This is a genomic window from Burkholderia pyrrocinia (assembly GCF_001028665.1).
Classification (GTDB): domain Bacteria; phylum Pseudomonadota; class Gammaproteobacteria; order Burkholderiales; family Burkholderiaceae; genus Burkholderia; species Burkholderia pyrrocinia.
On sequence record NZ_CP011505.1, the window covers coordinates 630,840 to 656,005 of the forward strand.

The following is a 25,166-nucleotide window of genomic DNA, read 5'->3' on the forward strand; positions in this document are numbered from 1 at the left end:
AACAGATTCAATGTCGCTCTATTTATGCAATGCATCCATTGGATTGAATCCGATTTCAAAATTAACCTCCGAAAATTATTTTCTCGACCCTGTTTACCTTTACAGCTCTCATCATTAACCGAACGGGATAATCTGCATTCGCCGTCGCGCCTGGTCGCGCCATATCGCGCACGAAGCCTTGCAGGACAAGGAGATGGCGGCTGCACGAAGCAAATCGCGCAACGATAAGTCCCATTACTTGAAACGGGAGCTTCTATGTCACGCATTACCGATGTGCTCGTCTCGATCGACACCGAAACCATTCTGAAAAATTATCCGAATCCCAGCAGGAATCCGAATAGTCCGACGCTGATCGACTGGAAGCACGTGTACATGGTCACGAACCAGGACAACGTGGTGTCCGGGCAGGCGGGCGGCGAACTCGACCTGAAGGCGCAGGTCGGCGACCTGATCCGCTGGCGCGAAACGAGCCTGTCGCTGGGCTTCGAGAAACAGGTGGTCTTCTACGGCTTCATCGCCAACCAGGGCAAGGACCTGATTTCGACACCCACGCCGCGCAAGGCCACCGCATCGGTTCCGATTCCGAACCCGAGCTCGCCGTCGACGCCGACCTGCCAGAAGATCGACAACTATTACTGGTCGTCGGAAACGCTGTCGGAAGGGCGCGTCACCTACCACTTCTACTTCCAGATCATCGACCGCAACTGCCAGTCGCTGGGCTGCTACCAGTGGGATCCGTTCATCTCGATCCACAACTGATCGCGGCAGGCGGGCGGCCGCGCCGCGGTCGCCCGCGTCATTCCCTTGTTGCGGAGGAAGCGACCATGTCTGGTCTTCGTTGCGATGTGCTCGCAATCGTCGATGCCGTCACGCTGCTGTCGGCCTACCCCGATGCGAGCGGGAACGCCGACGCGCCGACCGTGATCGACGGCCGGCACATCTACGTGGTGAGCCCCGGCGAGACCGGGCAGCTCGGCCACAACGACAGCCGGCTCTTTGCCGGCCTGTCGCCGGGCGACCAGCTCCACCTGCGCGAAACCGCGCTGGCGCTGCGTGCCGAGGTGAGCGTGCTGTTCGTCCGGTTCGCCTTGAAGGACGCCGGCATCGTCGCGCCGATCGAACCGGAAGTGCGCGACGCCACCACGCCGGTGCCGAATGCCGACGACCTGCTTCATCCGCCGTGCCAGCCGATGAAAGACCACTACTGGCGCAGCGACGTGCTCGCCGCGGGCACCACCACGTGTACGGCCGACTTCGCCGTGCTCGACCGCGACGGCGCCGTGTTGGCCTATTTCCGCTGGGAAACGTCGGTCGAGATCGCCGGCAGCCGGCCGGATACGAAACAGCCCGGCTTCAAGCCGTCGTCGGACCGCAACGGCAACTTCAGCCTGCCGCCGAATACCGACTTCAAGGCGACCTTCTACGCGAATGCCGCCGACCGGCAGGACCTGAAGCTGTTCATCGACGACGCGCCGGAACCGGCCGCGTCGTTCGTCGGCAATGGCAACGACGGCGTCAGGCAGTTCACGCTGAACTCGAAAGGCGGCAAGATCCGCATCGACGCATCGGCCAACGGCAGGAAATCCGCGACCGATGCGCGCCTCGCGCCGCTGTCCGCGGGCGACCAGGTGTGGCTCGGCTGGCTCGGCGCCGAGGACGGCGCCGACAGCGACTACAACGACGGGATCGTCATTCTTCAGTGGCCGATCACCTGAGCGTCCGGGCGTCATCACCGCGTGCCGCGCTCAGGTGCGCGGCAGCCCCGGCGGATTGGTCTGCGACCGGTCGACCGCTTCGGCGTCGAGGCTCCAGCGGCCGAGCACTTTCCGGTAGCTGCCGTTCGCGATCAGCGCATTGACCGCGAGCGTCAGCGGATCGGCGAGGCCGCTGCCCTTGCGCGTCGTGATCGCGATGTCCGCGGTGCGCGGCCAGCCGCCGCTCACGGTGCCGATGAGCTTCGCATCGCCGCGCAGCGACGCCTGGTACGCAAGCATCGAATTCACGCTGAAGATCGTGTCGACGCGGCCCGACTGCAGCGCGACCCAGCGCTCCGCCGCATCGGCGTAGTACTGGATCTCGACTGGTGCGAGGCCGCGCGCGACGTTCTGCCGGTTCCATTCGAGCAGGATCTTTTCCTGGTTCGTGCCCGAATCGGTCACGACGCGCAGCCCCGCGACGTCCTTCGGCTCGCGGATCGCGGTTATCCGGCTGCTGGTTTTCACGTAGAAGCCGAGCTGATCCTTCCGGTAGGTCGAGAAGTCGAATTTTTCCTTGCGCTGCTCGGTGACCGTCACGTTCGAGATCACCGCGTCGACCTTGCCGGACTGCAGCGCGAGCGGCCAGTCGGCCCACGCGAGCGGCACGATCTTCAGCTTGCGCCCGGCGCTGTCCGCGATGAGCTGCGCGAGATCGGGATCGAAGCCGACCACCGTCCGCGCGTCGGTCGCATACGTGCTGAGCGGCGGCAGGTTCGGCGCGATGCCGATCGTCAGCGTGTTCGCTTCGGCAAACCTGAAGCCGCCCGGCAACGCCTGCTCGACCGCCGGGTTCACGGTGCCGCGCTGCCGGCCGGGCTGCTCGGGGCTCAGGTCGAACGTCGCGGCCTGTGCGGCGACGCTGCCGCCGATCAGCACGGCGGCCAGCATCCGAACGACGCGTGCAACGGGAAATGCTGTTCTTGTCATGTTTGACGGGTTCCTTCTTGTTCGATGATGCATTGGGCGAACGCGAGTCGCGGCAGCGCGATGATCGACGCTGGAATACGCAGCCACCGCCCCGCGTTCCCGGCCCTCTTACGCGGGCGTCGCTTCGAGTTCGGCCGCAGCGGTGCGCTGAGGCGCCGGCTGCGCGACCGGCGACGGGCGCGTCGCTTGCGACGATTCGCCCGCATACAGCGCCTTCGGATCGAACACACGCGCCTGCAGCGGCGTAAACGCGCGGAAATTCCACAGGCTGCGCGCGACGAACACGCGCTGCACCCAGCGGAACGCGCGGTCGTTCTCGTCGTATTGCGGATCGAAGCGGTCGCGCGAATGCAGCGTGAAATGGTTGTTGATCAGCACCAGCTTGCCCGGCGACACCTGCACGCCGAACGACACCTCGCGCACCGCGCGATACAGGTTGGCCAGCGCTTCCTGCGCACGCGTATTGACCGCCAGCACCATGTCCGGATAGAACGCGACCGTCACGCGCGGCGCATCGAGCGGCCCCGACAGCACGGCGCTCAGGTCGGTGTTGTCGCGCGGCGTCGGCGCCGCGCCGCGCCACCGGTACGGCACGCGGATGATGTAGTGCTCGCCGTAGAGCTGCGCGATATCGTCCGGCGACAGCAGTTGCAGCGCGCGGCGCGCATCCGCGAGCCGCGTGTACGGGCCGCCGCCGGCTTCGCTGCGCACGCCGAGCAGCAGCAACGCGAACGGCGACGTGTCGCCTTCGGGCATGTGCGCCTGCGCGGCATTCTCGATATGGAAATCCAGCTCGACCTCGGAGCCGAGGCCCGTGTATTCGCGCGCGGTCGTCTTGTGCGGCGTCAGGTTGTTCACGAGCTCGCGGCCTTCGTGCGCGATCGAATACGGCTCGCCGGCCAGCGTGCTCAGCGCGACCAGTACGTTCTCGCTCAGCACGCCGGACTTGAACGAGCGGCCGGTCTCCTCGAACCTCGGGCTGCCGTTCACATCGCCGTCGATCGGCAGGTTGTCGATCTCGATCGACCCGTGCGCGTCCGCGGTCGGCGCCTTCGCGCGGTCGAAGGCGTCGACGATCCGGTCGGGAAACGCGTTGTAGGCCAGCTTGCGGACTGCGCTGATGTAGCCGGCGCCGCCGGCGGGATCGTAAGCGAGCGCGCCGAGCGTCTTCCGGATGTGACCGGACTCCACTGCCGTCAAGACGATACGTTCATCTGCAAGGTAGGTCATAGGTCTCTCGTAAAAAGATCTTGGGTCGAAGTGCGGTGGGCACCACCGCCGCGCTTTGCCGTCCTCGGTGCGAAGCGCTCGACAAGACTAGGAGACCGTCATTGCATTGCGAAATGATATTAAATCGATTGCTAACAAAAATTAGCGATATAAGTTCAGCAATTCCGACCGCACCATGTTGCGTCTCTCGCGCCGGTCCTTAACACGAATGCTTGTTAAAAAATCACTGGTTATTATTTGTATTCGCTAGCGGGTCGATGCTAGTTTTCTGTCGGATTCGACGATGCGGCTCGCTTCGATGGGCAGCCGCCCCCTCATCCGCCAACCGGGAACTCGCCATATGAACCGATACCGCCTGCTGCGCTGCTTCTTCGGATACGCCGGATGCGACGCTTCGCCGCCGGCACGCCGCCTCGCGACCCACGCGGCGCGGGGGCAGCAATGAGCGAACGCGTTCCGGCGCTCGACAGCGCACTGGCCGCCGCCGCGCCGCCGCATCGCTCGTCGCTGCGTACGATCTTCCCGACCGTCGCGGCCGCGAGCCTCGGCTTCGCGATCGTCCAGCTCGACGTGACCGTCGTCAACGTCGCGATTCCGAGCCTCGGCCATTCGTTCGGATCGAGCGTCCACGGGCTGCAGTGGATCGTCGATGCGTACACGCTGTCGTTCGCCGCGCTGCTGCTGACGTCCGGCACGCTGGCCGACCGCTTCGGCAGCCGCCGGCTGTTCGCGTACGGCCTCGCGCTGTTCCTGTTCGCGTCGCTCGGCTGCGCGCTCGCGCCGTCGCTCGCGGCGCTGATCGCCGCGCGTGTCGCGCAAGGCGTCGGCGCTGCGATGATCCTGCCCACGTCGCTCGCGCTCATCACGCATGCTTGCGCGAACGACACCGCCGCGCGCGTGAAGGCCGTCGCGTGGTGGAGCGCGACCGGCGGTGCGATCAGCGCGGCCGGGCCAACGCTCGGCGGGCTGCTGATCGATTCGCTCGGCTGGCGCGCGATCTTCTTCATCAACCTGCCGATCTGCGCGGCCGGGCTGTGGCTTACGCTGCGCCACGTGCAGGATTCGGCCGCCGCGCGCACGCGGCTGTTCGATCCGGCCGGCCAGATCGTCGCGGTGCTCGTGCTCGCACTGCTGACGGGCGGGATCATCCGGGCCGGCGCACATGGGCCGGGGGACCCATATGCGGCCGGCGCGCTGGTTGCATCGGTCGTGCTCGGCGCGCTGTTCATCGCGATCGAGCGGCGCGTGGCCGCGCCGATGCTGCAGCTCGCGTTCTTCAGGATCGCGCGCGTGCCGGGCGTGCTCGCGATCGGTGCGGTCACGAATGCCGCGTTCTACGGGCTGATCTTCTCGCTGAGCCTCTATTTCCAGAACGCGCGCGGCTTCACGGCAACCGAATCGGGGCTCGCACTCGCGCCGCTCACGATCATCATGCTCGCCAACATCGCGAGTGCGCGGCTCGCCGTCCGGTACGGATTCCGCGCGACCGTCATCGTCGGCCTCGGCGTATCGCTCGCGGGCTACGTGTGGCTGTGGCAAACGCTTGCAGCGCACACGCCGTATGCACTGCTGGCGCCCGGGCTCGCGGCGATGGCGATCGGCGGCGGCATCGCGATTCCCGCGCTGACGTCGACGATGCTCGGCAGCGTCGAAGCCGGCCGCTCGGCCACCGCGTCCGCGATCCTCAATACCGCGCGCCAAGTCGGCGCCGCCGTCGGCGTCGCGGCGCTCGGTGCGCTGGTCGCGGGCCAGGGCGCGGCGATCGTGGCCGGTGCGTCGCGTGCGTTTGCCGTCGCGGCCGCGCTCGTCGCCGTGTGCATCGTGCTGGCCGCGCGCTGGCCCGGCGACGCGCCGGACGCCGGCACGTGATCCTGAGCACGTGCCGCCCGCCTCTTTTCAACCGATCCCACAGCCGAGCGAGGAATCCATGCAGCATCGCTTCATCGATACCGTCCTGATCGTCGACGGCGCGTCGACGGCCGCCTATCTGGCGCCCGCGTTTCGCGCATACGGCATCCGTTGCGCGCACGTGATCAGCGACCCCGATTTGCCGGAAATCTACCGGAACCAGTTCGTCGCGTCCGACTACATCCGCCAGGTCCAGCATCGCGGCGACCTCGACGCGACGCTCGCGCAATTGAGCGACCTGCGGATCGGCGCGGTGCTGCACGGCCTGGACGCGGCGCTCGAACTCGCCGACACGCTGGCCGAGCGGCTCGACGTGCCATATCGCAACAACCTCGCGACGTCGGCCGCGCGACGCGACAAGTTCGCGATGAACGAGCGCATCCGCCAGGCCGGCCTGCGCGCACCCGCGCATTTTCACAGTACGTCGGTCGACGAAACGCTCGCATGGGCACGTGCGTACGGCACGCTGCCGCTCGTGGTGAAGCCGGCGCGCAGCGCGGGCGTAGCCGGCGTGAAGATCTGCCGGACGCTCGAGCAGGTCGAGCACGCCGCGCGCGACGTGCTGGCCACCCGTTCGCTGTACAACCAGCCGAACGACGACATCGTGATCCAGAGCTATTCCGAGGGGCAGGAATACATCGTCGATTCGGTGTCGTTCGAGGGCCGCCATCGCGTGGTCAGCCTGTGGGAGGTGCATCGCGACCGTACGCACGCGCCGCGGCTCGACAAGATGCTGGTGCTGAACCATGCCGACCCGCGCTACGCGCCGCTGCTCGATTACGCGGCCGACGTGCTCGATGCGCTCGACGTCCGCTTCGGGCCGACCCATCTCGAACTGTTCGATACGGCCGACGGCCCGACGATCGTCGAACTGAACGCGCGGCTGCACGGCAGCCTCGACCCGCGGCTGACGAGTGCGGTCAGCGGCGAGAATCACGTGTCGGCCGCCGTCGAAGCCGTGCTGCATCCGGAGCGGCTGTTCGGCGAAGCCGCCGCGCCGACGGATTTTCGCGGCTACTGCGGACACGTGCTGCTGCTGTCGTCGCGCAACGGCGTGCTCGCGCAGGACTTCACGTGGCAGGCGATCCAGGCGCTGCCGTCGTTCGTCGGGCTGAAGCAGTGGATCAAGGTCGGCGACACGCTGCGCGTGACCACCGACCTGCAGACGGCGCTCGGCACGGTCGGCCTCTACAGCCCGACGTTCGAGCGGCTGCTCGAGGATTGCCGGCGCATCCGCGAAATCGAGGCCGATTTCTTCGCGGACGAACGCGCCGTCGCGCTGGCGTAGCGTTGCTGGCACCGCGCGCCCGAGCCCTCGAGTTCCCGCTTCTCCGGCGCTAGCGCGCGAGCAACGCCCCCGCCTGCCGGCCCAGCACCGCGCGCAATGCGTCGAGTTCGGACAGCGCGGGCGCTTCCTCGGGCGTGACGAGGTAGGTCGTCACGCTGTCGAGATCGTCGAACGCGTGCGCGCGCAGTTCCTTGCGGGCCACGTGTTCGGTGGTGATCCGCTTCGGCAGGATCGCGACGCCCATTCCGGCCGCCACGCAGCCGAGGATTGCGCCGAACGTGCCGAACGACGACACCGATTCGATCGCGAACCCGCGCGCCTTCAGCCAGTGCTCGGCGACCGCGCGATACGGGCAGCCGTCGTGAAACGCCAGCAGCCGCACCGTGCTGTCGGCCAGCAATTGGCGGCGCGTGACCGTGGCCGCGCTCACCAGCACCATGTCCTCGGCGAACGCGGGCTCGTAGCGCAGCCCCGGCCGGACGACCGCGCGCGCGGTGAGCGCGGCGTCGATCCGGCCGCGCAGCAGCGCGTCGGCCAGCTCCGGTTCGCTGCCGATCTGCACCGCGAGGCCGAGTGCCGGATCGTGCGCCTTCAGCGCGGCGGCGAGCGCCGGCAGCCGCGTGGCCGCCGTGCTTTCCATCGAACCGAGCCGGAAGCTGCGTGCGACCGGCGTCTCGCGCACCACCTGCGTCGCTTCGTCGACGAGGCGCAGGATGCGGTCGCAATACGGGATCAGCCGGCGCCCGGCTTCGTTCAGCACCAGCCGCTTGCCGTGCCGGTCGAACAGCGGCGCGTCGAGCGACTCTTCGAGCTGGCGAAGCCGCGCGGTCACGTTCGACTGCGTGCAGCCGAGCCGTTCGGCCGCGCGCAACGCGCTGCCTTCCTGCACGACGGCCCGGAAGGTTTCGAGCAGAGGTATGTTCATATCACCTTCTCTTGTTACTGATCCAGTTTATATCATTTTACTTCGCGAATCATCGGGATTAGCCTAGCGGACATTCCATGCTGGCCGGCCCCTTTCCGAGGAATCCGCATGTCATCCGCTGTCTGTTCCGGCTTCACCTCCGTGCGCCGTCGGCGCGAGGCTTGCCCGTGCGTGCACTGATCGCCGCACTGGTGCGGCGCGGCCCGACCGTGCTCGCGTGCGGCGTCGGCCTCGGTCTGCTGATTCCGCCGCTCGCGAACCTCGCACGGCCGCTGATGCCCGTTACCGTGTTCCTGTTCGTGCTCGGCACGCTGCTGCGCGTCGAACCGAGCGCCGTGCGCGCGGTCGCGCGGCGGCCGGCCGTGTCGCTGCTGCTGCCCGCCGCGACGATGATTGCCTGCCCGGTCGCGCTCGGCATCGCGGCGCGGCTCGCCGGCATGCCGGACGAGTGGGTCGTCGCGCTGGTGATCGCGTACTGCGCGCCGCCGTCGAGCGGTACGTCGACGATCGCGCGGATGCTGTCTCTCGACGCGAGCGTCGCGCTCGTCGCGACCCTCGCGTCGATGGCGTTCGTTCCGCTCACCGCGCCGCTGCTGACGGCCTGGTTCAGCCATGATGCGGCCGTGTCGATCTCGCCGTTGAGTCTCGCGTTGCGGCTCGCGCTGCTGATCGGCAGCGCCGAAGGCGTCGCGCTGCTCGTGCGGCGGCTCGCCGGCTCGCGGCTCGATCGCTATGCGACGACTATCGACGCGATCGTCGTCGTCGCACTGCTGGTGTTCGCGCTCGGCACGATGGCCGGCATGCAGCAGTCGATCATCGATGCGCCGCAGCGCGCGTTGAGCGCGATCGCACTCGCGTTCGCCGTCAACGCGGGCTTCCAGATCATCGCGTACGGGCTCACGCCCGGCGACGTCCGCACGCGGCTCAATGTCGCGCTGATCGTCGCCAATCGCAATGTCGGGCTGATGTGGGCCGCGCTCGGGCTCGCGGCCACGCCGACCATGGCGCTCGTGTTCACGTGCGCGCAACTGCCGATCTACACGCTGCCGCGCGTCGTCCAGCACCTGCTGCCGCGCCTCGAAGCGCAGCGCCTGCGCAGGCGTGCACGCTAGCCGGCACCGCCCCGCTCTCCCGTCCTCGATCAAGGATCCAGCATGAAGCGACTCATCGTGATCGGCGCACGCGCCACCGGCAGCAGCCTCGCACTCGTGCGTGCCGCCCTCGCGCGCCAGGTGGCCGTGACCGTCGTCACCGCGCCCGGCCATCGTCTCGACGGCGTGTTTCCCGACGGCGTCGAGACTATCAACCTCGAACCCGACGCCGGCCAGCTCGCCGGCTGGCTGCGCACGCGTTTTCAGGGTGAACTCGACACGCTGCGCGTGACGACCGCCCACGACACCTATGCGCGCACCGCCGCGTGGGTCGCCGACGCGCTCGGCCTGCCCGGCCCCGATGCACGGCACGTCGCGCACGCGGTATCGAAGTCGAACCAGAAGGCCTTGCTCGCCGCGCACGGCATCCCCGCCGCGCAATTCGTCACGGGCACGCTGGGCGCGCCGGCAGCGCTCGCCGCCGCGGCCGCCCCGTTGCGTTTTCCGGTCGTCGTCAAGCCGTCGGAGGGATCGGCGAGCGATGGCGTCCGGCGCTGCGAGGACATCGCCGAAGTGCGCGCGCAACTCGACGCGCTCGCCGCCGCGCAAACCGATGCGCGGACGCTCGCGACGGAGCGCGTCGTCATCGAGGAATTCCTGAGCGGCAGCGAATACTGCGTCGAGTATTTCGACGGCCGCTACGTCGGCGCGCTGCGCAAGCTGAAGCGGCATGGCGCCGGCTTTCTCGAACGCGGCTATACCTCCGAACTCGATCTCGATGCCGACACGCTGCGCGCGCTGATCGACGTCGGCACGCGCGCGACCGCAGCCGCCGGGCTCACGTGGGGGCCCGTGCATCTTGATTGCATCGTGCACGACGGCGTGCCGCACGTGATCGAACTGAATCCGCGCATCGCAGGCAGCTTCATCTGCGACATCGTGCGCGACGGATACGGCTTCAACGTGGTCGATGCATTGCTCGACAAACTCGACGGACGGACGGTGACGATTCCCGAACTGTTCGAGCCGCACGCGTATGCGCGCGCCGAATTCCTGCTCGACAGCGATCCGCGCGCGTGGCGTTTCGCGCAGGCTGGCGAGATCAACGACGGCGCAGTCACGATCAGTTACGGGCCGCAAGTGTTGCCGGATCGCGAACGGCGCGCGTTTCTTTATGTGCGTGTCGCGTCGCCGGCCGCGCACGAGGTGGCGAAAAGGCCGGGCTCATCGACCGATAGCGGCGACGTCCGGCAGCCGACGCCGGCCGGATAGCGCGTCGGCCAGCGCGGCTGGACGGGAGCGGTACGCCCTCCCGTCCAGCCGGTACTCGGCGTCTATGGGCAGCTCGCGGCCCCGTCCGCCGGAAAATGGGTCGTCAGTTGCTCCGAACGAACATACGCGCATGCTCCAGATCCAGCATCACAGGTCGGATCGCGGCACGAAGCCGTTCCGTTCATGGAAGCAGTTCGGTTCGCTGCCGCGCAATGCGTCGACGCGCAGGCACCTGCGTTGCGCATTCGCCTGCGCAAAAATCTCACGCGGCACGGCGGCGCCAATGCCCTTTGAGCACGCGCTTCCCGCACACGCACGGCGCTCCCGATCGCCGCCTCACGCCCGCTGCGCCAGCGCCGCCGCGTTCGCGTTGTCGCGTGCCCGCCGGACCGGCAGCCGCACGCAGAACGTCGTGCCGCGCCCGGGTTCGCTCGTCACGTCGATTGCGCCGCGATGGCGCTCGACGATGCCGTGCGATACCGACAAGCCAAGCCCCGTTCCCTGCCCGACCGGCTTGGTCGTGAAGAACGGATCGAAGATCCGCCGGACGACGTCGGGCGACATGCCCGTTCCGGTGTCGCTGATCGCGATCGACACCTGTTCGCCCTCGCTCGACGTGCGGATCGTGATGACGCCGCGCTCGGGAATCGCCTGCACCGCGTTGACCAGCAGGTTCATGAATACCTGGTTCAGTTGCGACGGCAGGCATTCGACCTGCGGCAGGTCGCCATAATCGCGCACGATGTCGGCCTTGTACTTGAGTTCGTTATGAACGACGTTGAGCGTGCTCTCGAGGCCCGCGTGGAGATCGACCACGCTCCACTCGTCGCTGACCGGGCGCGAGAAATCGCGCAGGTCCTGCACGATGCGCCGCACCCGCACCGCGCCATCGATCGATTCGTCGATCAGCGTCACGATCTCGTCGCGGACGTAGTCCAGATCCGCCGCGCGGCCCATCGCCGTCAGCGCATCGCGGGCGGCGGGGTCGAGCTGCGGCAGCACGGCCTCATGCGCCGCGACCACGTCGAGCAGGCTTCGCACCCAGGTCTTCAACGTATTGAGGTTCGCGCTGACGAAGCCGATCGGATTGTTGATCTCGTGCGCGACGCCCGCCGCGAGCTGGCCGATCGACGCGAGTTTTTCCGACTGCAGCAACTGCACGTGGGTTTCCTCGAGCGCATGCAGCAGGCGCCGCTGTTCCTCCCGCTCCTGTTCGAGCCGTGCCTGTGCCGCCTTGCGTTCGTCGATCTCGGTCGCCATGTTCTCGCGCGTGCGCTGCAGCATCTCCGTCGACTGCTCGTAGCGATGCAACGCACGCTCGAGTTCGGCGGTTCGCATTTTCACGAGCCGTTCGAGCGTGTCGGTCATCCCGCGCAGAAAGGTTGTGCGCGCATCGAAGCGGCTGAGCAGCAGCGTGACGATCAGCGTCGCCATCGTAAACAGCGCGACGGTCGTCGCGAGCCACGGCGCGTCGATCCCGTTCGCGGCGCCGCATCGAACGTCCGGCGCAAAATGGGCGGCCGCCATCCCCGTATAGTGCATGCCGGTAATGGCGATGCCCATGATGACGGCCGCGCCGACGCGTTGCGCGGTCGCATGACGTGCCTGCTGCGCGCGCAGCGCCTGCGCAATCCATAGCGCGGCGGTCGATGCGATCACCGCGATGCCGATCGATGCGGCGAACAGCGCGGGATCGTAGCGAATGCCGGGTTGCATGTGCATCGCAGCCATCCCCGCGTAGTGCATGCCGGCAATCCCGCCGCCCATCAGCGCACCGCCCGCGAACAGTCGCCGCCAGCCCAGCCGCGCTCGCGTGACGACGTTCAGCGCGAAATACGACACGAGCACGGCGATCGCCAGCGATGCGCCCGTGTCCGGCAGTGCATAGCCGAGCGGGATCGGCAGCGAGAACGCGAGCATGCCGACGAAATGCATCGACCAGATCCCGGTTCCCATCGCGGCCGCGCCGCCGCCCAGCCACGCACGCTTGAGCTTCGGGTTGTCGAGCAGCGAAATGAACGCGGCCAGATCGAGCGTCGTATAGGAAGCCAGCGTCGCGATGGCGAGCGACAGCAGGACGAGCGGGAGATTGTAGGTGCCGTGCATGATCGAGCGCCCGAATCGGTATGAATGCGTTGCCGCGACGTGCGCTCGAGCGCGCACCGCGGCCGTCAGGCCGCGTATCCGACGTCAGGCGGGCGGCGTGCCTGCAGCGGGCGTCTGCTTCGACGCGGCCGCGCCGGCCAGGACGAGGATGTCGAACGGCGTCCCTTCCCGCGTCTCGAAGCGGCGCACGAGCTCGATCTGGTGTGCCGACATCACGCTGCCTTTCGTCATCAGCAGCACGCCGCGATGCGTGCGCAGATCGTCGGCGAGCTGCATCCCTTCACGCAACTGCGTGGACTTGATCTCCGCGACGGACGCCGCGATGCCGAGACTCGCCGGGTCCCGCATCAGCTCGACGAAGCGCTCGACGAGCTGCGGGTCATACCGCACGCCGGCCTGCGACCGCAGCGCATCGAGCGCCTGCTCGAGCGAATGCGGCGCACCGATTTCGCCGTTGCGCAGCCCTTCGAAATCGCGTGCGATCGCAACGATCCGCGAACCGGGCGGGATCGCGTCGCCGGCCAGCCCGTCCGGCGTGCCGCGTCCGTTGAAGCGCTCGTACTGGTGAAGCACGATCGACGCGACCTTGTGCAGTTGCGCGACCGGCGTCAGCACCATCTGCGCGCGCAGCGGATGCTGCTGGAACAGGCGGTGTTCGTCCGTCGTCATCCGCGTGAGCGGCTTGTGCAGCAATTCGTCGGGCAGCGACAACTTGCCGATGCCGTGCAGCAGCCCCGCGAAATAGACGTCCTGCGCGTGCAGCTCGCTCATCTCCGACGCCAGCGCGAGCCGGCGCGCAATCTCGCCGACCCGCATCGCGTGTCCGCCGGCGGTCCCGCAACGCAGTTCGATCATGCTCGCGCAGACCTGGACCATCGCCGTGAAACTGCTTTTCAGGTCGCGTTGCGCGGCTTCGAGGAACATCACGGTCTGGCCGAGTTCCTCGGTGCGCGCGCGCACCTGCGTTTCGAGTTCCGTATTGAAACGGCGCAGCGCATCGTTCTGCGCCTCGGTCAGCGCGGCCAGCCGGATCGCTTCGCGGCGCAAATGCCGCTGCTCCAGCGCCTGTTCGATGGTCAGCAGCAGGTCGTGATCGTCCCACGGCTTGTTCAGGTAGCGATACACGCCGCCTTCGTTGACGGCCTGCACGACCGACGCGATCTCCGCATAACCGGTCAGCAGGATGCGCATCGTGTCCGGGTACAGCGCCCGCGCGCGAGCCAGGAATTCCGCGCCGCTCATGTGCGGCATCCGCATGTCGGACACGATCAGGTCGACTTCGGTCGACGCCAGGATCTCGAGTGCGGCCTCGCCGCTGTCGGCGGTCAGGATCTCGTAGCGTGCGGGACGGAACACGCGCTTGAGCGCCGACAGCACGTTCGGTTCGTCGTCGACCAGCAGGATCGACGGTGCGGGACATGCGTCGCCGGATGCGGCTGCCGCGTCGGGCGTTTCAGGCGATATGGCATTCACGCCGTTTGTTGCAGATGTCGTCATAATCGGCCTCGGATCAATTATTTACATCTTCTCTCTTTGCAACATCGGCTCGTGCGGCGATTTTTATATTGGGAGAAACGCTGATACGTGCTTGTCACGGGGTCTTGATTCGTTCCGTCCGCATGGCAAGGAATCGCAAGTACTTGCCGTGCTCGCCCTCGAAAAGCTCCGGCACGCCGCCCACACCTGACGGATCCGGACGCATCGGCCACCGATAGCTGAAGACGATACGACAGGTCAGTGCGAATTGCCAAACAGCTCAACCACCAAACCGCGCAGCCAGCGATTGCCGGCTTCGTGGTGATATCTGGCGTGCCAGTGCTGCCGCACGGCAAAGCCCTCGACGGGAATCGGGCATGGATGGACTGACAGGTCGTTGGCCTTGGCCAGTGTCTCGCCGATATGTCGCGGCAGCGTCGCAATCAGGTCGGTGGTCTGGATGATCGCGGCCAACCCGAGAAAGCCCGGCAACTCCAGCACCACCTGCCGCTCGACGTGCTCACGCACGAGCGCCTGCTCCAGCAATTGCGCCCCGGTCCCCGCCGTGATCGCGACATGCCCCGCCGCGCGGTATTGCTTCGCCCCGAGCTTTGCGCGCAACCGCGGATGATGCCGGTTGGTCAGGCATACCCAATCCTGCAAATACAACTGCTGCTGGTAAATGCCGCCGCCTAGCCACGGCACATGGCCGATTGCGAGATCGGCTTCGCCGGATTCCAGCGCTCGTTCGGTATTGCCGTCGATTCCCGCCACCTCCAGACGGATTCCGGGCGCTTGCGCGCGTACGTGCGCAAGCAAGCGCGGAAGCAGCGTGATGTGACTCGCGTCGGTCATGCAGATGCGGAAACGCCGCTGCGCGGTAACGGGATCGAATGCGATTTCCCACGCCGCGAAACGCCGCAACGATTCGAGAATCTCCCGGCATGGCCCGATCATGGCGTCGGCGTGCGGCGTCGGCGCCATGCCGCCCGGCGTACGGACGAACAACGGATCCTGCAGGAATTCGCGCAGACGTCCGAGCCAGATGCTGACCGTCGGCTGGCTTTGCCCGAGTTGTTCCGCCGCGCGCGTGACGCTGCGGGTGTCGTACAGGAGATCGAAGAGCTGCAGCAGCTTCAGTTCGGGGAGATCGGTCGGCGTCATGGCGTTATTGCGAAACACAATGATGTCATTGTAGTCATTGCATTGCCGGCATGAACAGCAACTCGTATCGTGGATTCCATGTCAAGGAGATGCCATTGAAGATCGCGATTCTGGGTGCCGGCGCACTGGGCTGTGCCATTGGCGCGGCGCTCACCGAAGCCGGCCACGAGACCTGGTTGCTCAACCGCTCGATGGCGCACGTCGAGGCGATGTGTCGCGACGGTCTGCGGGTGGACGACGACGCCGGATCGCGGCGCGTCATGGTCCGTGCCACTACGCGGGCCGCCGAGGCCGGCACTGCGGATCTGGTCGTCGTGTTGGTCAAGTCATTCCATACCGAATCGGCGATGCGCGGCGCGCAAGCGCTGATCGGGCCCGATACGCTGGTGCTGTCGTTGCAGAACGGCCTCGGGCACGAAGATGTGCTCGCCGACATCGTCGGCCGCGAGCGGGTGTTGGCGGGCAAGACCTACGTCGGCGGCGTCATGCGCGGCCCGGGGCATATCCAGTCCGGCGTGGCCGGCAAGACCACTTACGTCGGCGAACTCGATGGCCGGCTCACGCCCCGCGTGCTGGCGATTGCCGATGCCTTCAATGCCGCCGGGCTGGACACCATCGTGAGCGACAACATCGTCGGCACGATGTGGGACAAGTTGCTCGTCAACGTCGCCACCGGCGCACTGACCGGCGTCACCGGCCTGACCTATGGGCAACTCTACGACGAGCCGCTGCTGAAGGCGACCGCCCTCGCGGCGGTCGCCGAGGCGATGGCAGTCGCCCGGGCCGCCGGCGTGAAGCTCTCCATCACCGATTCCGAACAGGCGTGGACGCTGGCCGCGGCGGGACTGTCTCCGGGCTTCAAGACTTCGATGCTGCAAAGCCTGGAGAAAGGTTCGGTCACCGAAATCGACTTCATCAACGGTTCGGTCGTGCGCCGGGGACAGCGGCATGGCGTGCCGACTCCGGTCAACGCGACGCTGGTGGCCTGCATCAAGGGCATCGAGCGCGCCATGGCCGACCGACAACACTTCAACACCAGCATGAGACCGGAGTAAGCGCTGAAGCGCCAACCCCGGTAGACAAAGGAGACAACCCAATGAATGTTCCAAAGGCCTATCTGGAGCACGTTGCCATCCGGGTGAAGGACATCCGCTGGCACATCCGCTTTTTCGAGGAAGTGCTCGGCATGAGCATGCGCGAGGTGGACGGTACCCGCGAGGAACCCCGGCAGTACTGGACACTCGGCGGCCTGCAATTCATCCATGACCCACATCATGAAGGTCCGGAGGGCCGGCTCGCGCATCTCGGCGTGATGTGCGAAGACCTCGAGGCCGCACTGGCCGCGGCGCAAAAGCATGGCGTAAGCGAAATGCCGCAGGGGCGCAATTGGGTGCGCCTGCCGGACGGCCTCGCCGTCGAACTGATCCAGGCCAGGCCGGCAGCGTGCGTCGCGCAGGCGCTGGCGATCAACCCGCGCGCGGAGGCGTGACCATGACGATCGCCGAGAAATACTGGGACGACGCCCGTGAGGGCGACGAATGCGTAAGCCCGGGCTACACCGTCACCCGAGCGCGCATTCTGGCCTACGCCGACCTCACCGGCGACCGCACGCCCGTGCACGTCGACGAGGAGTACGCCAATGCGAGCCACTTCGGCTGCCTCGTCGCGCACGGCCTGTTCGGGCTGTCGATCGCCGATGGGCTCAAGACGCAGAGCGACTACCGCTTCCTGCCGGGGATGTCGCTCGGCTGGACGTGGGACTTTCTCCTGCCCATCAAGGTCGACGACGTGCTGCACGTCAAGTTCCGCGTGGGCTCGATGCGGGCAAGCAAGAGCCGCCCCGACTGGGGCATCGTCGTGCTGCCGTCCGAGCTGATCAATCAGGACGGGCAGGTCGTCCAGCGCGGCGAGCATCGCCTGATGGTGCCGCGCCGGCCGGGAGCGTTCTGATGCAAGCCCGCCCTCTCGAAGGTATTCGCGTCGTCGACTACAGCCATTTTCTGGCCGGCCCCTACGTGGGACGCTGCCTCGCGGCGCTCGGCGCCGAAGTCATCAAGGTCGAGCGCCCGGGCAGCGGCGATGCAGGGCGCCAGCACGCCACCGTGCTCGACGACCGGCAAAGCGGCTACTTCCTGCAGCTCAACATGGGCAAGCGCGGCGTCAGCGTCAACATGAAGGACCCGCGCGGCAAGGATTTCATGCAGCGTCTGTGCGACTCGGCGGACGTGTTCGTCGAGAACTACCGGCCGGGCGCGCTCGACAAGCTGGGGCTCGGATATGCCGAGTTGTCGGCACGCAATCCGCGCCTCGTCTATTGCTCGATCTCCGCTTACGGCCATACCGGACCGGATGCTCATCGCGCCGGCTTCGGCCTGATCGCCGAGGCCAGGAGCGGCATCATGCAGATGGTCGGCACGCCGGGCGAACCGCCGCCGCTGCTGCGCATCTCGCTGGGCGACATGTACACCGGCATTCATGCGGTGGCGGCCATCAACGCCGCGCTGCTCGGGCGCGCGAGTAGCGGCCGGGGCCAGCATATCGACATGGCGTTGTACGACACGCTGGTGTCGATGCACGAGTACGCGGTGCAGTGCTACACGTTGCAGGGCGTGCTACCCGAACAGACGGGTCACGACATGCCGAACTCGACGCTCTACGGCGTGTTCCGTGCCGCCGACGGCGATCTCGTGATCGCGGCGCAGGTGGACGATGCCTGGAAACGCTTCGCAGCCTTGGTCGAGGCTCATGGCGGGCCGGCCGGTTTCGGTACCGACGAGCGATTCCACGACAGTGTGGGGCGCAATGCCCATCGGTCGAACATCCTGTCCGTGGTGCAACCATGGGTCGCCGCTCGTTCCGTGACGTCAATATTGGCGCTGCTGGACGCGATCGACGTTCCGTGCGCGAAAGTGCAGCGCATCGACGAGGTGCTTGCCGATCCGCAGATCCGGGCGCGCGGCATGGTGGTCGAGCAGCAGCATCCGCGCTACGGCACGCTGCGCTTGCCCAACCTGCCGTTCCGCTTCTCGGATTGCGATACGACGATCCGCGACGTCGCGCCTGACCTCGGTCAGCACAACGCGGAAGTGGCGCAGTCGCTGGGCTTTGGCCCTGCCGAGATCGACGCCATGCAGACCGACGGCGTTCTTTTTTCGAAGTGAGGCCTTGATGACGGACCAGTACGCGGTGATCGGCAACCCGATCGGACACACCAAATCTCCGCTGATTCATGGACTCTTTGCGCAAGAGACGCAGCAAGACATGACCTACGCGGCCATCGAAGGCCCGCTGGAACCCGAGGAAGCCTTTGCAGAAACCGTGCGGGCGTTCGTCGTGGCGGGCGGCAAGGGGATGAACGTCACCGCACCCTTCAAGCTGAAGGCCTTCGCGATGGCCGACGAACTCGGCGAAAGAGCGAAGCTTGCCGGAGCCGTCAATGCCATGAAGTTCGACAACGGCCGCATCGTCGCCGAGAACTTCGACGGAATCGGACTCGTGCGCGATATCGAGGTGAACCTCGGCCTGCCGCTCGACGGCAAACGCGTGTTGGTGCTCGGCGCAGGCGGAGCAGTACGCGGCGCATTGCTGCCGTTCCTGGCGGCGCGCCCCGCCGAGTTGGTCATCACGAATCGGGATCTGGCCAAAGCTCGAGCCCTCGCGTCTCAGGTCGACGCGTGCGGCCCGCTGCTCGCCTGCGGCTATGGCGATCTCGAGGCAATGGGACGTTTCGATCTGGTGGTCAACGCAACGTCGGCCAGTCTCACCGGCGACCTGCCGCCCGTTCCGCCAAGTGTCTTCAGCACGGAGGGCGCAGCCTATGAACTCGCTTACGGCAAGCGGCTGACACCTTTCCTGCGGCTCGCGCGCAATGCCGGCGTGCGGACTGTCGCGGACGGCGTGGGCATGCTGGTCGAGCAAGCAGCAGAAGCCTTCGACTGGTGGCGCGGCGTGCGCCCCGGGACGCGGGCCGTGATCGACCGGCTCACGGTGCCGTTGGACTGAAGGTGCGATGGCGATACGCATGAAGAAAATCCCGCTGCTGCACGGTGTCAAGCACAACGTATTCGGCAAGCGCCTCGAGCAAAGCGATCGCGATCGCGCTACCCGCTGCCCCGGCACCGATCAGCAATGCGCGGCCATCTTTCACGCATGCACCGTGGTCGATCTGCGCCTTCACGAGCACGAAAGCTGCCGGGATTCATGAAAATACCCGGCACTGAATCAAAGCGGGGGGCTGGCGTTCGGGCGCGTCGCGACCAGCGTCATGAAGTCCCTTCGAGGATGACAAAGGTCCCGGTCGCTGCCCCGGCGCGGAGCGCCTTGGCCGCCTGATATTCGGGGCTTTCATAGAAACGCCTGGCCTCGGCCAGCGAATCGAACTCGAGGACCACATGCCGCTCGTGGGCCTCGCCTTCGAGGTTTTCATACGCTCCCCAACCAGCGATGACCTTGGGGCTGTAATGCTTCATTGCATCGCCTGCGGCTGTTGCGTAGGCGGCGTAAGCAGTTGCGTCCGAGACGCTGACGTGTGCGATCAGATAACCCTTTGGCATGTCTATGCCTCGTTCAGTGGCCGCATTCAACTCGATGCGGGGGCATTCGAATAACCGCCGATGTCGATGGTATGGTTGTGCAGTAGCCGGTTCTAATTCGACGCATCGGGCCTGAACGGCAAGGGGCGCCTGCTCGCGTCCTGACGATCGATCATCCAGCCGGGATAGCAGCGAGGCAAGGCACTCACGGCTTCAAGACGCGCAAGTTCGTCCTCGGTGAGAGCGACATCGACCGCGCCGAGATTGTCTTCGAGCTGTTCGATCCGTTTGGCGCCGATAATGACGCTCGTGACAAACGGCTTGGCGAGCAACCACGCAAGCGCGATCCGGGCGACCGAGACACCGCGCGCGTCAGCGATGGCACGCATCTCCGCAACGCACGGCCAGGCCTGACCGAGATCGACCGGCGGAAAATCGAAATGGCTGCGCCGCGAACCTTCTTCGGCAGGTGCCCCGGGACCAAACTTCCCGGAAAGCAATCCGCCGGCGAGGGGCGACCAGACGAGCAGCCCCATCCGCTCCTCGACAACGAGTGGCACCAGTTCGCGCTCCACGTCCCGCCCGGCGATCGAATAATAGGCCTGGAGCGTCTCGAAGCGCGTGGCGTGTAGCGCCGCACTCAGTCCGAGCGCCTTACCGATCCTGCCTGCGCGCCAATTCGAGACGCCGACATAACGAACCAGCCCCTGCCGCGTGAGATCGTCGAGGGCCCGCAGCGTTTCTTCGATCGGCGTGACAGAATCGTTCGCGTGTATCTGGTAAAGATCGATATGGTCGACCTGGAGCCGTTCCAGGCTCCGCTGCACGGAATCCATGATGTGACCGCGCGACGCCCCCTGCTCGTTGGGTTTCGGGCCCATCACGCCGGCCGTCTTCGTCGCCAGCACGATCTCGCTGCGCGGTACTCCGATGTCTCTCAGCGCCTGTCCGACGACACGTTCAGACTGACCGAAGGAATAGATATCGGCGGTGTCGATGAAATTGATTCCGTCGGCAAGCGCGCGGGCGATCAACCGGTTCGCGTCGTCCTGACCGAGTGCGCCGATCGCCTTCCACATGCCGGCGTCGGCATTGCCGCCCAGCGTCATCGTGCCGAGACACAGCTCGGAGACGTACAGGCCGGTGCGGCCGAGTTGCTTGTATTTCATGGCCATTCCCTTCAAGGTTGGCTGGATAAAATGCGGCGGCGTCCGGGCTGTCACGTCCCGCGCGCGAGGATTTCAGTTGCCTTGGGATTTTCCGGACCGGAACTGTCCGGCGATCATCGCGACGCGAGCGCCATAGCGGCGTGCCGTCTCGAGGTCCCCCGGCGACATCTCGGCAGGCGACGCATCGGCAGGCGTCTGCGCCATCGGCGCGATATAGGAGCCCATGCGATTCAGGTCGTCACGCATCGAGGCTTTCACATTCGCCGGCTTGATATCCATGCTGACCCAGATGCCGCCGTGCTGCCCGGCAAGCAGAACGAAGTGTTCGAGCGTATTGAGCTTGTCGCCGTTGATGCTTGCGCTGTTGGTGAAGCCGCCGAAGATCTTGTTTTGCCACGCACCTTCGAACCAGGGCTTCGACGATGAGTCGGCAAACTTCTTGAACTGCCAGCTGGGGCCGCCCATGTAGGTCGGCGAGCCGAACAGGATCGCATCCGCGCCGGCAAGCGTATTCCACGCATCCTCGGCCATGTTTCCGTCGGTGTCGATTGCGACGAGTACCGCGCCGGCGCCTTCGGCGACAGCACTTGCCATGCGCTCGGTATGCCCATAGCCGGAGTGGTAGACGACGGCCGCTTTAACCGGAGAAGTGTGTTGTGTCATGGTGGCTCCCTTTCGTTCGAATCGTCCGCTGTGGACGACATGGGAAGCCACTCTACTGAGTCACAACTGAGTTATAAATGATGACAAATTGAACGTTCTGTTACTCCCTGGGTGAACAATGCAAAACCTTGACGCGCTTTTGATCTTTGCCCGTGTCGCCGAAATGACGAGCTTCACGCGTGCGGCCGAAAGCCTCGGTATTCAGAAGGGACGTGTCTCGATGGTGATCCGTGAACTTGAGCGAGATGTGGGTGTTGCGCTCCTGCACCGGACCACGAGGAGCGTGCAGCTAACCGAAGACGGACGCGCCTTTTATTTGCGCGCACGGGACCTGCTGGCCGAAGTACAGGAATTGCAATCGATGTTCTCGGGTCATGGCACGCCACTGCGGGGAAGGTTGCGCGTCGACATGCCCACCGAGTTGGCACGAAGCGTCGTGGTGCCCGCGCTCCCGCAACTGATGGCGGCACATCCGGATCTGGAACTGGAGCTTTCCAGCACCGATCGGCGTGTCGATCTCGTGCAGGAAGGGTTCGATTGCGTGATCCGTCTGGGTCCGATCGTCGACGAGACGCTGATTGCCCGACCGCTGGGCAAGCTGCGCATGACAAATGCGGCGAGCCCGAGCTATCTGGCACGGTACGGCATACCGCACACGCTCGACGATCTGCGCAGCCAGGGGCACCGGATGATCCACTACACGCTGACACTCGGCGCCAGGCATGCCGGTTGGGAATACCCGAATGGCGACGGCTATGCGTCGCTTCCGTTGCCAAGCGCGATGCAGGTCAACAGTGTGCAGACCTATCATGCAGCCGGGCTTGCGGGCATCGGGTTGATCCAGGCGGGATATTCGGCGCTCGCGCATCACATCGAAAGCGGCGCGCTAGTGGAGGTTCTGCCGGACTTGCGTCCTGAGCCCCTCCCCGCGTCGCTCGTCGTGGCCCATCGGCGTAACCTGTCGCCACGCGTCCGGGCCTTCATGGATTGGATCGAGCGGGTATTGGAGCCCTATTTTGATTGACCTTCGGGAGTAGCGGCTCGGAGGGGCAGTGGACGAGTTGTCAGGTATCCGGGGCATGGCAGCCATTGGAGCGTCGGTGCACGAGCCTGGCCGAGCGGCAGAAAATGGCCGAACCCGGAAGCGCGAAGTCGGACGCCGGTCGCGCGCCCTGGCGCAAGTGGCCGAACTACCTCAGTCGACTGCGGACTCAACCCGTCGATGCAACACACTTGAGGCTGCATGGCAGCGAGGCGTGTTGCAACGAAACCGAGACGCGCGGCCTCGCGCATCGCAACGGGATCATTCACGACGACGGTTTCGTCGAGCGCGCCCGCGATCTCGATACTGTTCGCATTCCGTAACATCCAGTCACGACCTCGCCCCGTGCGCGGCGAGTGCTTGGCGATGCCGTTGCTGGCAGTGGGTCCTGAAGGATCGGCCGGCGGCGGCCGGCCGGATATCCGAAAAACTGCCGCCCTCCGCCCCCGTCCCTGCTCGTACCCCAACCGAACGGCTGGCCATCGCGGGCGGGAAACCGGTGACGGGGCGGGCCCGTCAGCCTGCTCCGAACGCTGCTGACCGGGCTGTATGGAAAGGCGTACGATGAAGAAATCATCGAACGCCAGGCTCATCCGCGCCGCGCTTGAGTGTGTAACGTCTCCCCAGTCAGGAGGTCTTGCCATGATCCAGTATCGCACCGAGCCCGATTCCCCTGTCATCGAAATTTCCGTCGAAGGCAAAATCACCGACCACGAACTGCGCGAGGCCATCGAGCGCATGCGTGGCGATCTCGAGCTGAACGGCAAGACCCGCGTGCTCGAACGCATCGAGCATTTCACCGGCATCGAGCCGAAGGCGCTGTGGACCGACATAACGCTCGGCGTTCCCGTGAGTCGCAAGGTCACGCGCGCCGCCGTGGTGGCCGATGCAGGCTGGATCCGAGCGTCGATACATCTGGCGCGGTTCTTTACGAAGGCCGAAGTCAAGGTATTCCACGTCGACGAGCTGGAGCAGGCGCGCGTCTGGATCAACACCTGAACGCCACCAGGCGAATTTCGTAGCAGTCCGGACGCACGTCCGAGCGCGATTGACCGTAGGCGGTCCGTAAGCGACGCCTGTTGGATCGGTATGCACGGAATCGGAATGCGTCTTCCCGGGATGACGAATGATTCTTTACGGAATACTTACCGTCAACCGTAGCGTCCCGAGGACCGTTCATACGTTGCAAAGCGGCTTTCTCCCGGCGGCGCGTTCAGCGTACGCCGGTTCCTGTTCGAATCCATGCTGGCTCTTTCTCGGCAAGACCAGCGCAATCATTATCGGACCCATATGGCATTTCGCCTGTCCTTGCGAGCAGCAGCCACGATTCCCGTTCTTAGCATCGTGATGCTCGGCGGGTGCACTGCCGCGACGCAGCACCATACCGACGCGACCGGTACGTATCAGTCACACACCGACGCACATCCGAAGCCTGCGCCCGGCGCCCGCGTGGCCGGCGCACCTTTTGTCCACCCCGGCCTGCTGCATACGGAGAGCGATTTCACGCGCATGCGCGTGAACGTCGCCGCGCGGCGGCAGCCGTGGTTCGACGGCTGGCAACGCCTGGTTGCCAACCGGCATGCATCGCTCGACTGGAAGCCGAATCCGCAGCCGGCCATCTATCGCGGACGCAACCCCGACCACGCAGAGAATTACGCCACGCTCTTCAACGATGCCGCTGCGGCCTACGCGCTTGCGCTTCGATGGAAGATCACCGGCGACGACGCCTACGCGCAACACGCCATAGACGTCCTGAATGCGTGGTCGCGCACGCTGACGACGATCGATGGCAGTTCCGACAAGTTCCTGGCTTCCGGTATTTACGGCTACCAGCTGGCGAACGCCGGCGAAATCCTGCGCACGTCCCCGCAGTGGCGCGCCGACGATTTCCGGCGCTTCCAGTCGATGATGCTGGGCGTGTTCTATCCGATGAACCACGACTTCCTGACGCGCCACAACGGCGCAAGGATCGACCACTACTGGGCTAACTGGGATCTCGCAAACATGGCATCCATGCTGGCGATCGGGGTCCTGACCGACCGTCACGACATCTATGCCGAAGCGGTCGACTATTTCAGGCATGGCGCCGGCAACGGTTCAATCGAACACGTGGTGTGGAAGCTGTATCCGGATGGGCTGGGTCAGGTGCAGGAAAGCGGGCGAGACCAGGGGCATACCATGCTCGATATCGCGCTGCTCGGGCCGTTCTGCCAGATGGCCTGGAGCCAGGGGGACGATCTGTACGGATATGACGACAACCGGTTCCTGCGCGGAGCGGAATACGCCGCCCGATACAACCTCGGGAAGGACGTGCCTTACACGCAATACACGAACAGCGACGTCACGCAGCCCGTCATCTCGCCGGGTTCACGCGGTGACGGGCGTCCGATCTGGGCACTCGTCTACAACCATTACGTCGTGCTCAAGGGGCTCTCCGCGCCGGACGTCGAGGCTTATGCCCGCAAGGTCGCGCCGGAAGGCGGCGGTGGCGACTACGGTCCCAACAGCGGCGGCTTCGATCAGCTCGGATATGGGACGTTGACATATACGCTCAAATGACGGCCAGCGGGCCGCAAACCGCCAGCGCTGGAACAGCGCCGGCGTGACTCATTCCCA

At 65.8% G+C, this 25,166-nt stretch carries 25 protein-coding genes; 16 read left to right on the forward strand and 9 right to left on the reverse strand.

The window, feature by feature from the left end:
• The first annotated feature begins 255 nt into the window (after positions 1–255).
• Both ABD05_RS32935 and ABD05_RS39170 read left to right on the forward strand, forming a co-directional pair.
• Positions 256–759 (forward strand): inclusion body family protein, encoded by a 504-nt coding sequence (locus ABD05_RS32935; RefSeq protein WP_047904320.1) that lies wholly within the window; start codon positions 256–258, stop codon positions 757–759.
• A gap of 65 nt (positions 760–824) precedes the next feature.
• The gene (locus ABD05_RS39170; RefSeq protein WP_082146325.1) at positions 825–1,715 is read left to right on the forward strand and encodes an AidA/PixA family protein; all 891 of its coding nucleotides are present in this window, start codon (positions 825–827) and stop codon (positions 1,713–1,715) included.
• 30 nt (positions 1,716–1,745) lie between these two features.
• Here ABD05_RS39170 and ABD05_RS32950 read toward each other — a convergent pair whose 3' ends face one another.
• On the reverse strand, positions 1,746–2,684 hold the full coding sequence (locus ABD05_RS32950; RefSeq protein ID WP_047904321.1) for an ABC transporter substrate-binding protein: 939 nt from the start codon (positions 2,682–2,684) through the stop codon (positions 1,746–1,748).
• 108 nt (positions 2,685–2,792) lie between these two features.
• Complete coding sequence (locus ABD05_RS32955; protein ID WP_047904322.1) at positions 2,793–3,914, reverse strand: TauD/TfdA family dioxygenase; 1,122 nt, start codon at positions 3,912–3,914, stop codon at positions 2,793–2,795.
• Positions 3,915–4,355: 441 nt separating this feature from the next.
• Between ABD05_RS32955 and ABD05_RS32960 the strand changes: the two genes are divergently transcribed.
• Together ABD05_RS32960 and ABD05_RS32965 are read left to right on the forward strand one after the other, a co-directional pair.
• A complete protein-coding gene (locus ABD05_RS32960) occupies positions 4,356–5,783 on the forward strand; it encodes an MFS transporter (protein WP_047904697.1) in 1,428 nt (475 codons plus the stop codon).
• 58 nt (positions 5,784–5,841) lie between these two features.
• Positions 5,842–7,110 (forward strand): ATP-grasp domain-containing protein, encoded by a 1,269-nt coding sequence (locus ABD05_RS32965; RefSeq protein WP_047904323.1) that lies wholly within the window; start codon positions 5,842–5,844, stop codon positions 7,108–7,110.
• A 49-nt stretch (positions 7,111–7,159) separates the two neighbouring features.
• Here ABD05_RS32965 and ABD05_RS32970 read toward each other — a convergent pair whose 3' ends face one another.
• Entirely contained in the window at positions 7,160–8,035 is an 876-nt protein-coding gene (locus ABD05_RS32970) for a LysR family transcriptional regulator (RefSeq protein WP_047904324.1), read from the reverse strand.
• 167 nt (positions 8,036–8,202) lie between these two features.
• Here ABD05_RS32970 and ABD05_RS32975 point away from each other — a divergent pair, with 167 nt between their 5' ends.
• Together ABD05_RS32975 and ABD05_RS32980 are read left to right on the forward strand one after the other, a co-directional pair.
• Entirely contained in the window at positions 8,203–9,147 is a 945-nt protein-coding gene (locus tag ABD05_RS32975; RefSeq protein WP_047904698.1) for a hypothetical protein, read from the forward strand.
• A 42-nt stretch (positions 9,148–9,189) separates the two neighbouring features.
• Entirely contained in the window at positions 9,190–10,398 is a 1,209-nt protein-coding gene (locus ABD05_RS32980) for an ATP-grasp domain-containing protein (protein ID WP_047904325.1), read from the forward strand.
• Positions 10,399–10,734: 336 nt separating this feature from the next.
• On the opposite strand, the gene ABD05_RS32985 is transcribed toward ABD05_RS32980, so the two are convergent.
• From ABD05_RS32985 to ABD05_RS32995, 3 genes are all read right to left on the reverse strand, one after another.
• Complete coding sequence (locus ABD05_RS32985) at positions 10,735–12,504, reverse strand: histidine kinase (protein WP_047904326.1); 1,770 nt, start codon at positions 12,502–12,504, stop codon at positions 10,735–10,737.
• Between the two features lie 84 nt (positions 12,505–12,588).
• Positions 12,589–14,001 (reverse strand): response regulator c-di-GMP phosphodiesterase, NosR family, encoded by a 1,413-nt coding sequence (gene nosR / locus ABD05_RS32990; RefSeq protein ID WP_047904327.1) that lies wholly within the window; start codon positions 13,999–14,001, stop codon positions 12,589–12,591.
• A gap of 237 nt (positions 14,002–14,238) precedes the next feature.
• Positions 14,239–15,144: a LysR family transcriptional regulator gene (locus ABD05_RS32995; protein ID WP_047904328.1), complete on the reverse strand. Its 906-nt coding sequence runs from the start codon at positions 15,142–15,144 to the stop codon at positions 14,239–14,241.
• Between the two features lie 95 nt (positions 15,145–15,239).
• Between ABD05_RS32995 and ABD05_RS33000 the strand changes: the two genes are divergently transcribed.
• The 6 genes from ABD05_RS33000 to ABD05_RS33025 are packed head-to-tail and all read left to right on the forward strand — an operon-like array spanning position 15,240 to position 19,348.
• Complete coding sequence (locus tag ABD05_RS33000) at positions 15,240–16,199, forward strand: ketopantoate reductase family protein (RefSeq protein ID WP_047904329.1); 960 nt, start codon at positions 15,240–15,242, stop codon at positions 16,197–16,199.
• Between the two features lie 41 nt (positions 16,200–16,240).
• On the forward strand, positions 16,241–16,633 hold the full coding sequence (locus ABD05_RS33005; RefSeq protein ID WP_047904330.1) for a VOC family protein: 393 nt from the start codon (positions 16,241–16,243) through the stop codon (positions 16,631–16,633).
• Between the two features lie 2 nt (positions 16,634–16,635).
• Positions 16,636–17,094: a MaoC family dehydratase gene (locus ABD05_RS33010; RefSeq protein ID WP_047904331.1), complete on the forward strand. Its 459-nt coding sequence runs from the start codon at positions 16,636–16,638 to the stop codon at positions 17,092–17,094.
• Positions 17,094–18,305 (forward strand): CaiB/BaiF CoA transferase family protein, encoded by a 1,212-nt coding sequence (locus tag ABD05_RS33015; protein ID WP_047904332.1) that lies wholly within the window; start codon positions 17,094–17,096, stop codon positions 18,303–18,305. Before ABD05_RS33010 ends, ABD05_RS33015 begins: the two co-directional genes overlap by 1 nt.
• Before the next feature lie 7 nt (positions 18,306–18,312).
• Complete coding sequence (gene aroE / locus ABD05_RS33020) at positions 18,313–19,146, forward strand: shikimate dehydrogenase (protein ID WP_047904333.1); 834 nt, start codon at positions 18,313–18,315, stop codon at positions 19,144–19,146.
• Between the two features lie 19 nt (positions 19,147–19,165).
• Complete coding sequence (locus ABD05_RS33025) at positions 19,166–19,348, forward strand: hypothetical protein (RefSeq protein WP_148669199.1); 183 nt, start codon at positions 19,166–19,168, stop codon at positions 19,346–19,348.
• Between the two features lie 58 nt (positions 19,349–19,406).
• Here ABD05_RS33025 and ABD05_RS33030 read toward each other — a convergent pair whose 3' ends face one another.
• The 3 genes from ABD05_RS33030 to ABD05_RS33040 form a co-directional block, all read right to left on the reverse strand.
• On the reverse strand, positions 19,407–19,697 hold the full coding sequence (locus ABD05_RS33030) for a DUF1330 domain-containing protein (protein WP_047904335.1): 291 nt from the start codon (positions 19,695–19,697) through the stop codon (positions 19,407–19,409).
• 92 nt (positions 19,698–19,789) lie between these two features.
• Positions 19,790–20,845 (reverse strand): aldo/keto reductase, encoded by a 1,056-nt coding sequence (locus ABD05_RS33035; protein WP_047904699.1) that lies wholly within the window; start codon positions 20,843–20,845, stop codon positions 19,790–19,792.
• 72 nt (positions 20,846–20,917) lie between these two features.
• Positions 20,918–21,508, reverse strand: a complete 591-nt coding sequence (locus tag ABD05_RS33040; RefSeq protein ID WP_047904336.1) for a flavodoxin family protein — start codon at positions 21,506–21,508, stop codon at positions 20,918–20,920.
• Between the two features lie 118 nt (positions 21,509–21,626).
• On the opposite strand from ABD05_RS33040, the gene ABD05_RS33045 reads away from it, so the two are divergent.
• The 4 genes from ABD05_RS33045 to ABD05_RS33055 all read left to right on the forward strand — a co-directional run bounded on the left by ABD05_RS33045 (position 21,627) and on the right by ABD05_RS33055 (position 25,109).
• Complete coding sequence (locus ABD05_RS33045) at positions 21,627–22,532, forward strand: LysR family transcriptional regulator (RefSeq protein ID WP_047904337.1); 906 nt, start codon at positions 21,627–21,629, stop codon at positions 22,530–22,532.
• Between the two features lie 104 nt (positions 22,533–22,636).
• On the forward strand, positions 22,637–22,873 hold the full coding sequence (locus ABD05_RS38155; protein WP_148669200.1) for a hypothetical protein: 237 nt from the start codon (positions 22,637–22,639) through the stop codon (positions 22,871–22,873).
• A gap of 319 nt (positions 22,874–23,192) precedes the next feature.
• Positions 23,193–23,549 carry a SpoIIAA family protein gene (locus ABD05_RS33050; RefSeq protein ID WP_047904338.1) on the forward strand — a complete coding sequence of 119 codons (357 nt, stop codon included), beginning with the start codon at positions 23,193–23,195 and terminating at the stop codon, positions 23,547–23,549.
• A 291-nt stretch (positions 23,550–23,840) separates the two neighbouring features.
• Entirely contained in the window at positions 23,841–25,109 is a 1,269-nt protein-coding gene (locus ABD05_RS33055) for an alginate lyase family protein (RefSeq protein ID WP_238594200.1), read from the forward strand.
• Positions 25,110–25,166 lie beyond the last annotated feature (57 nt).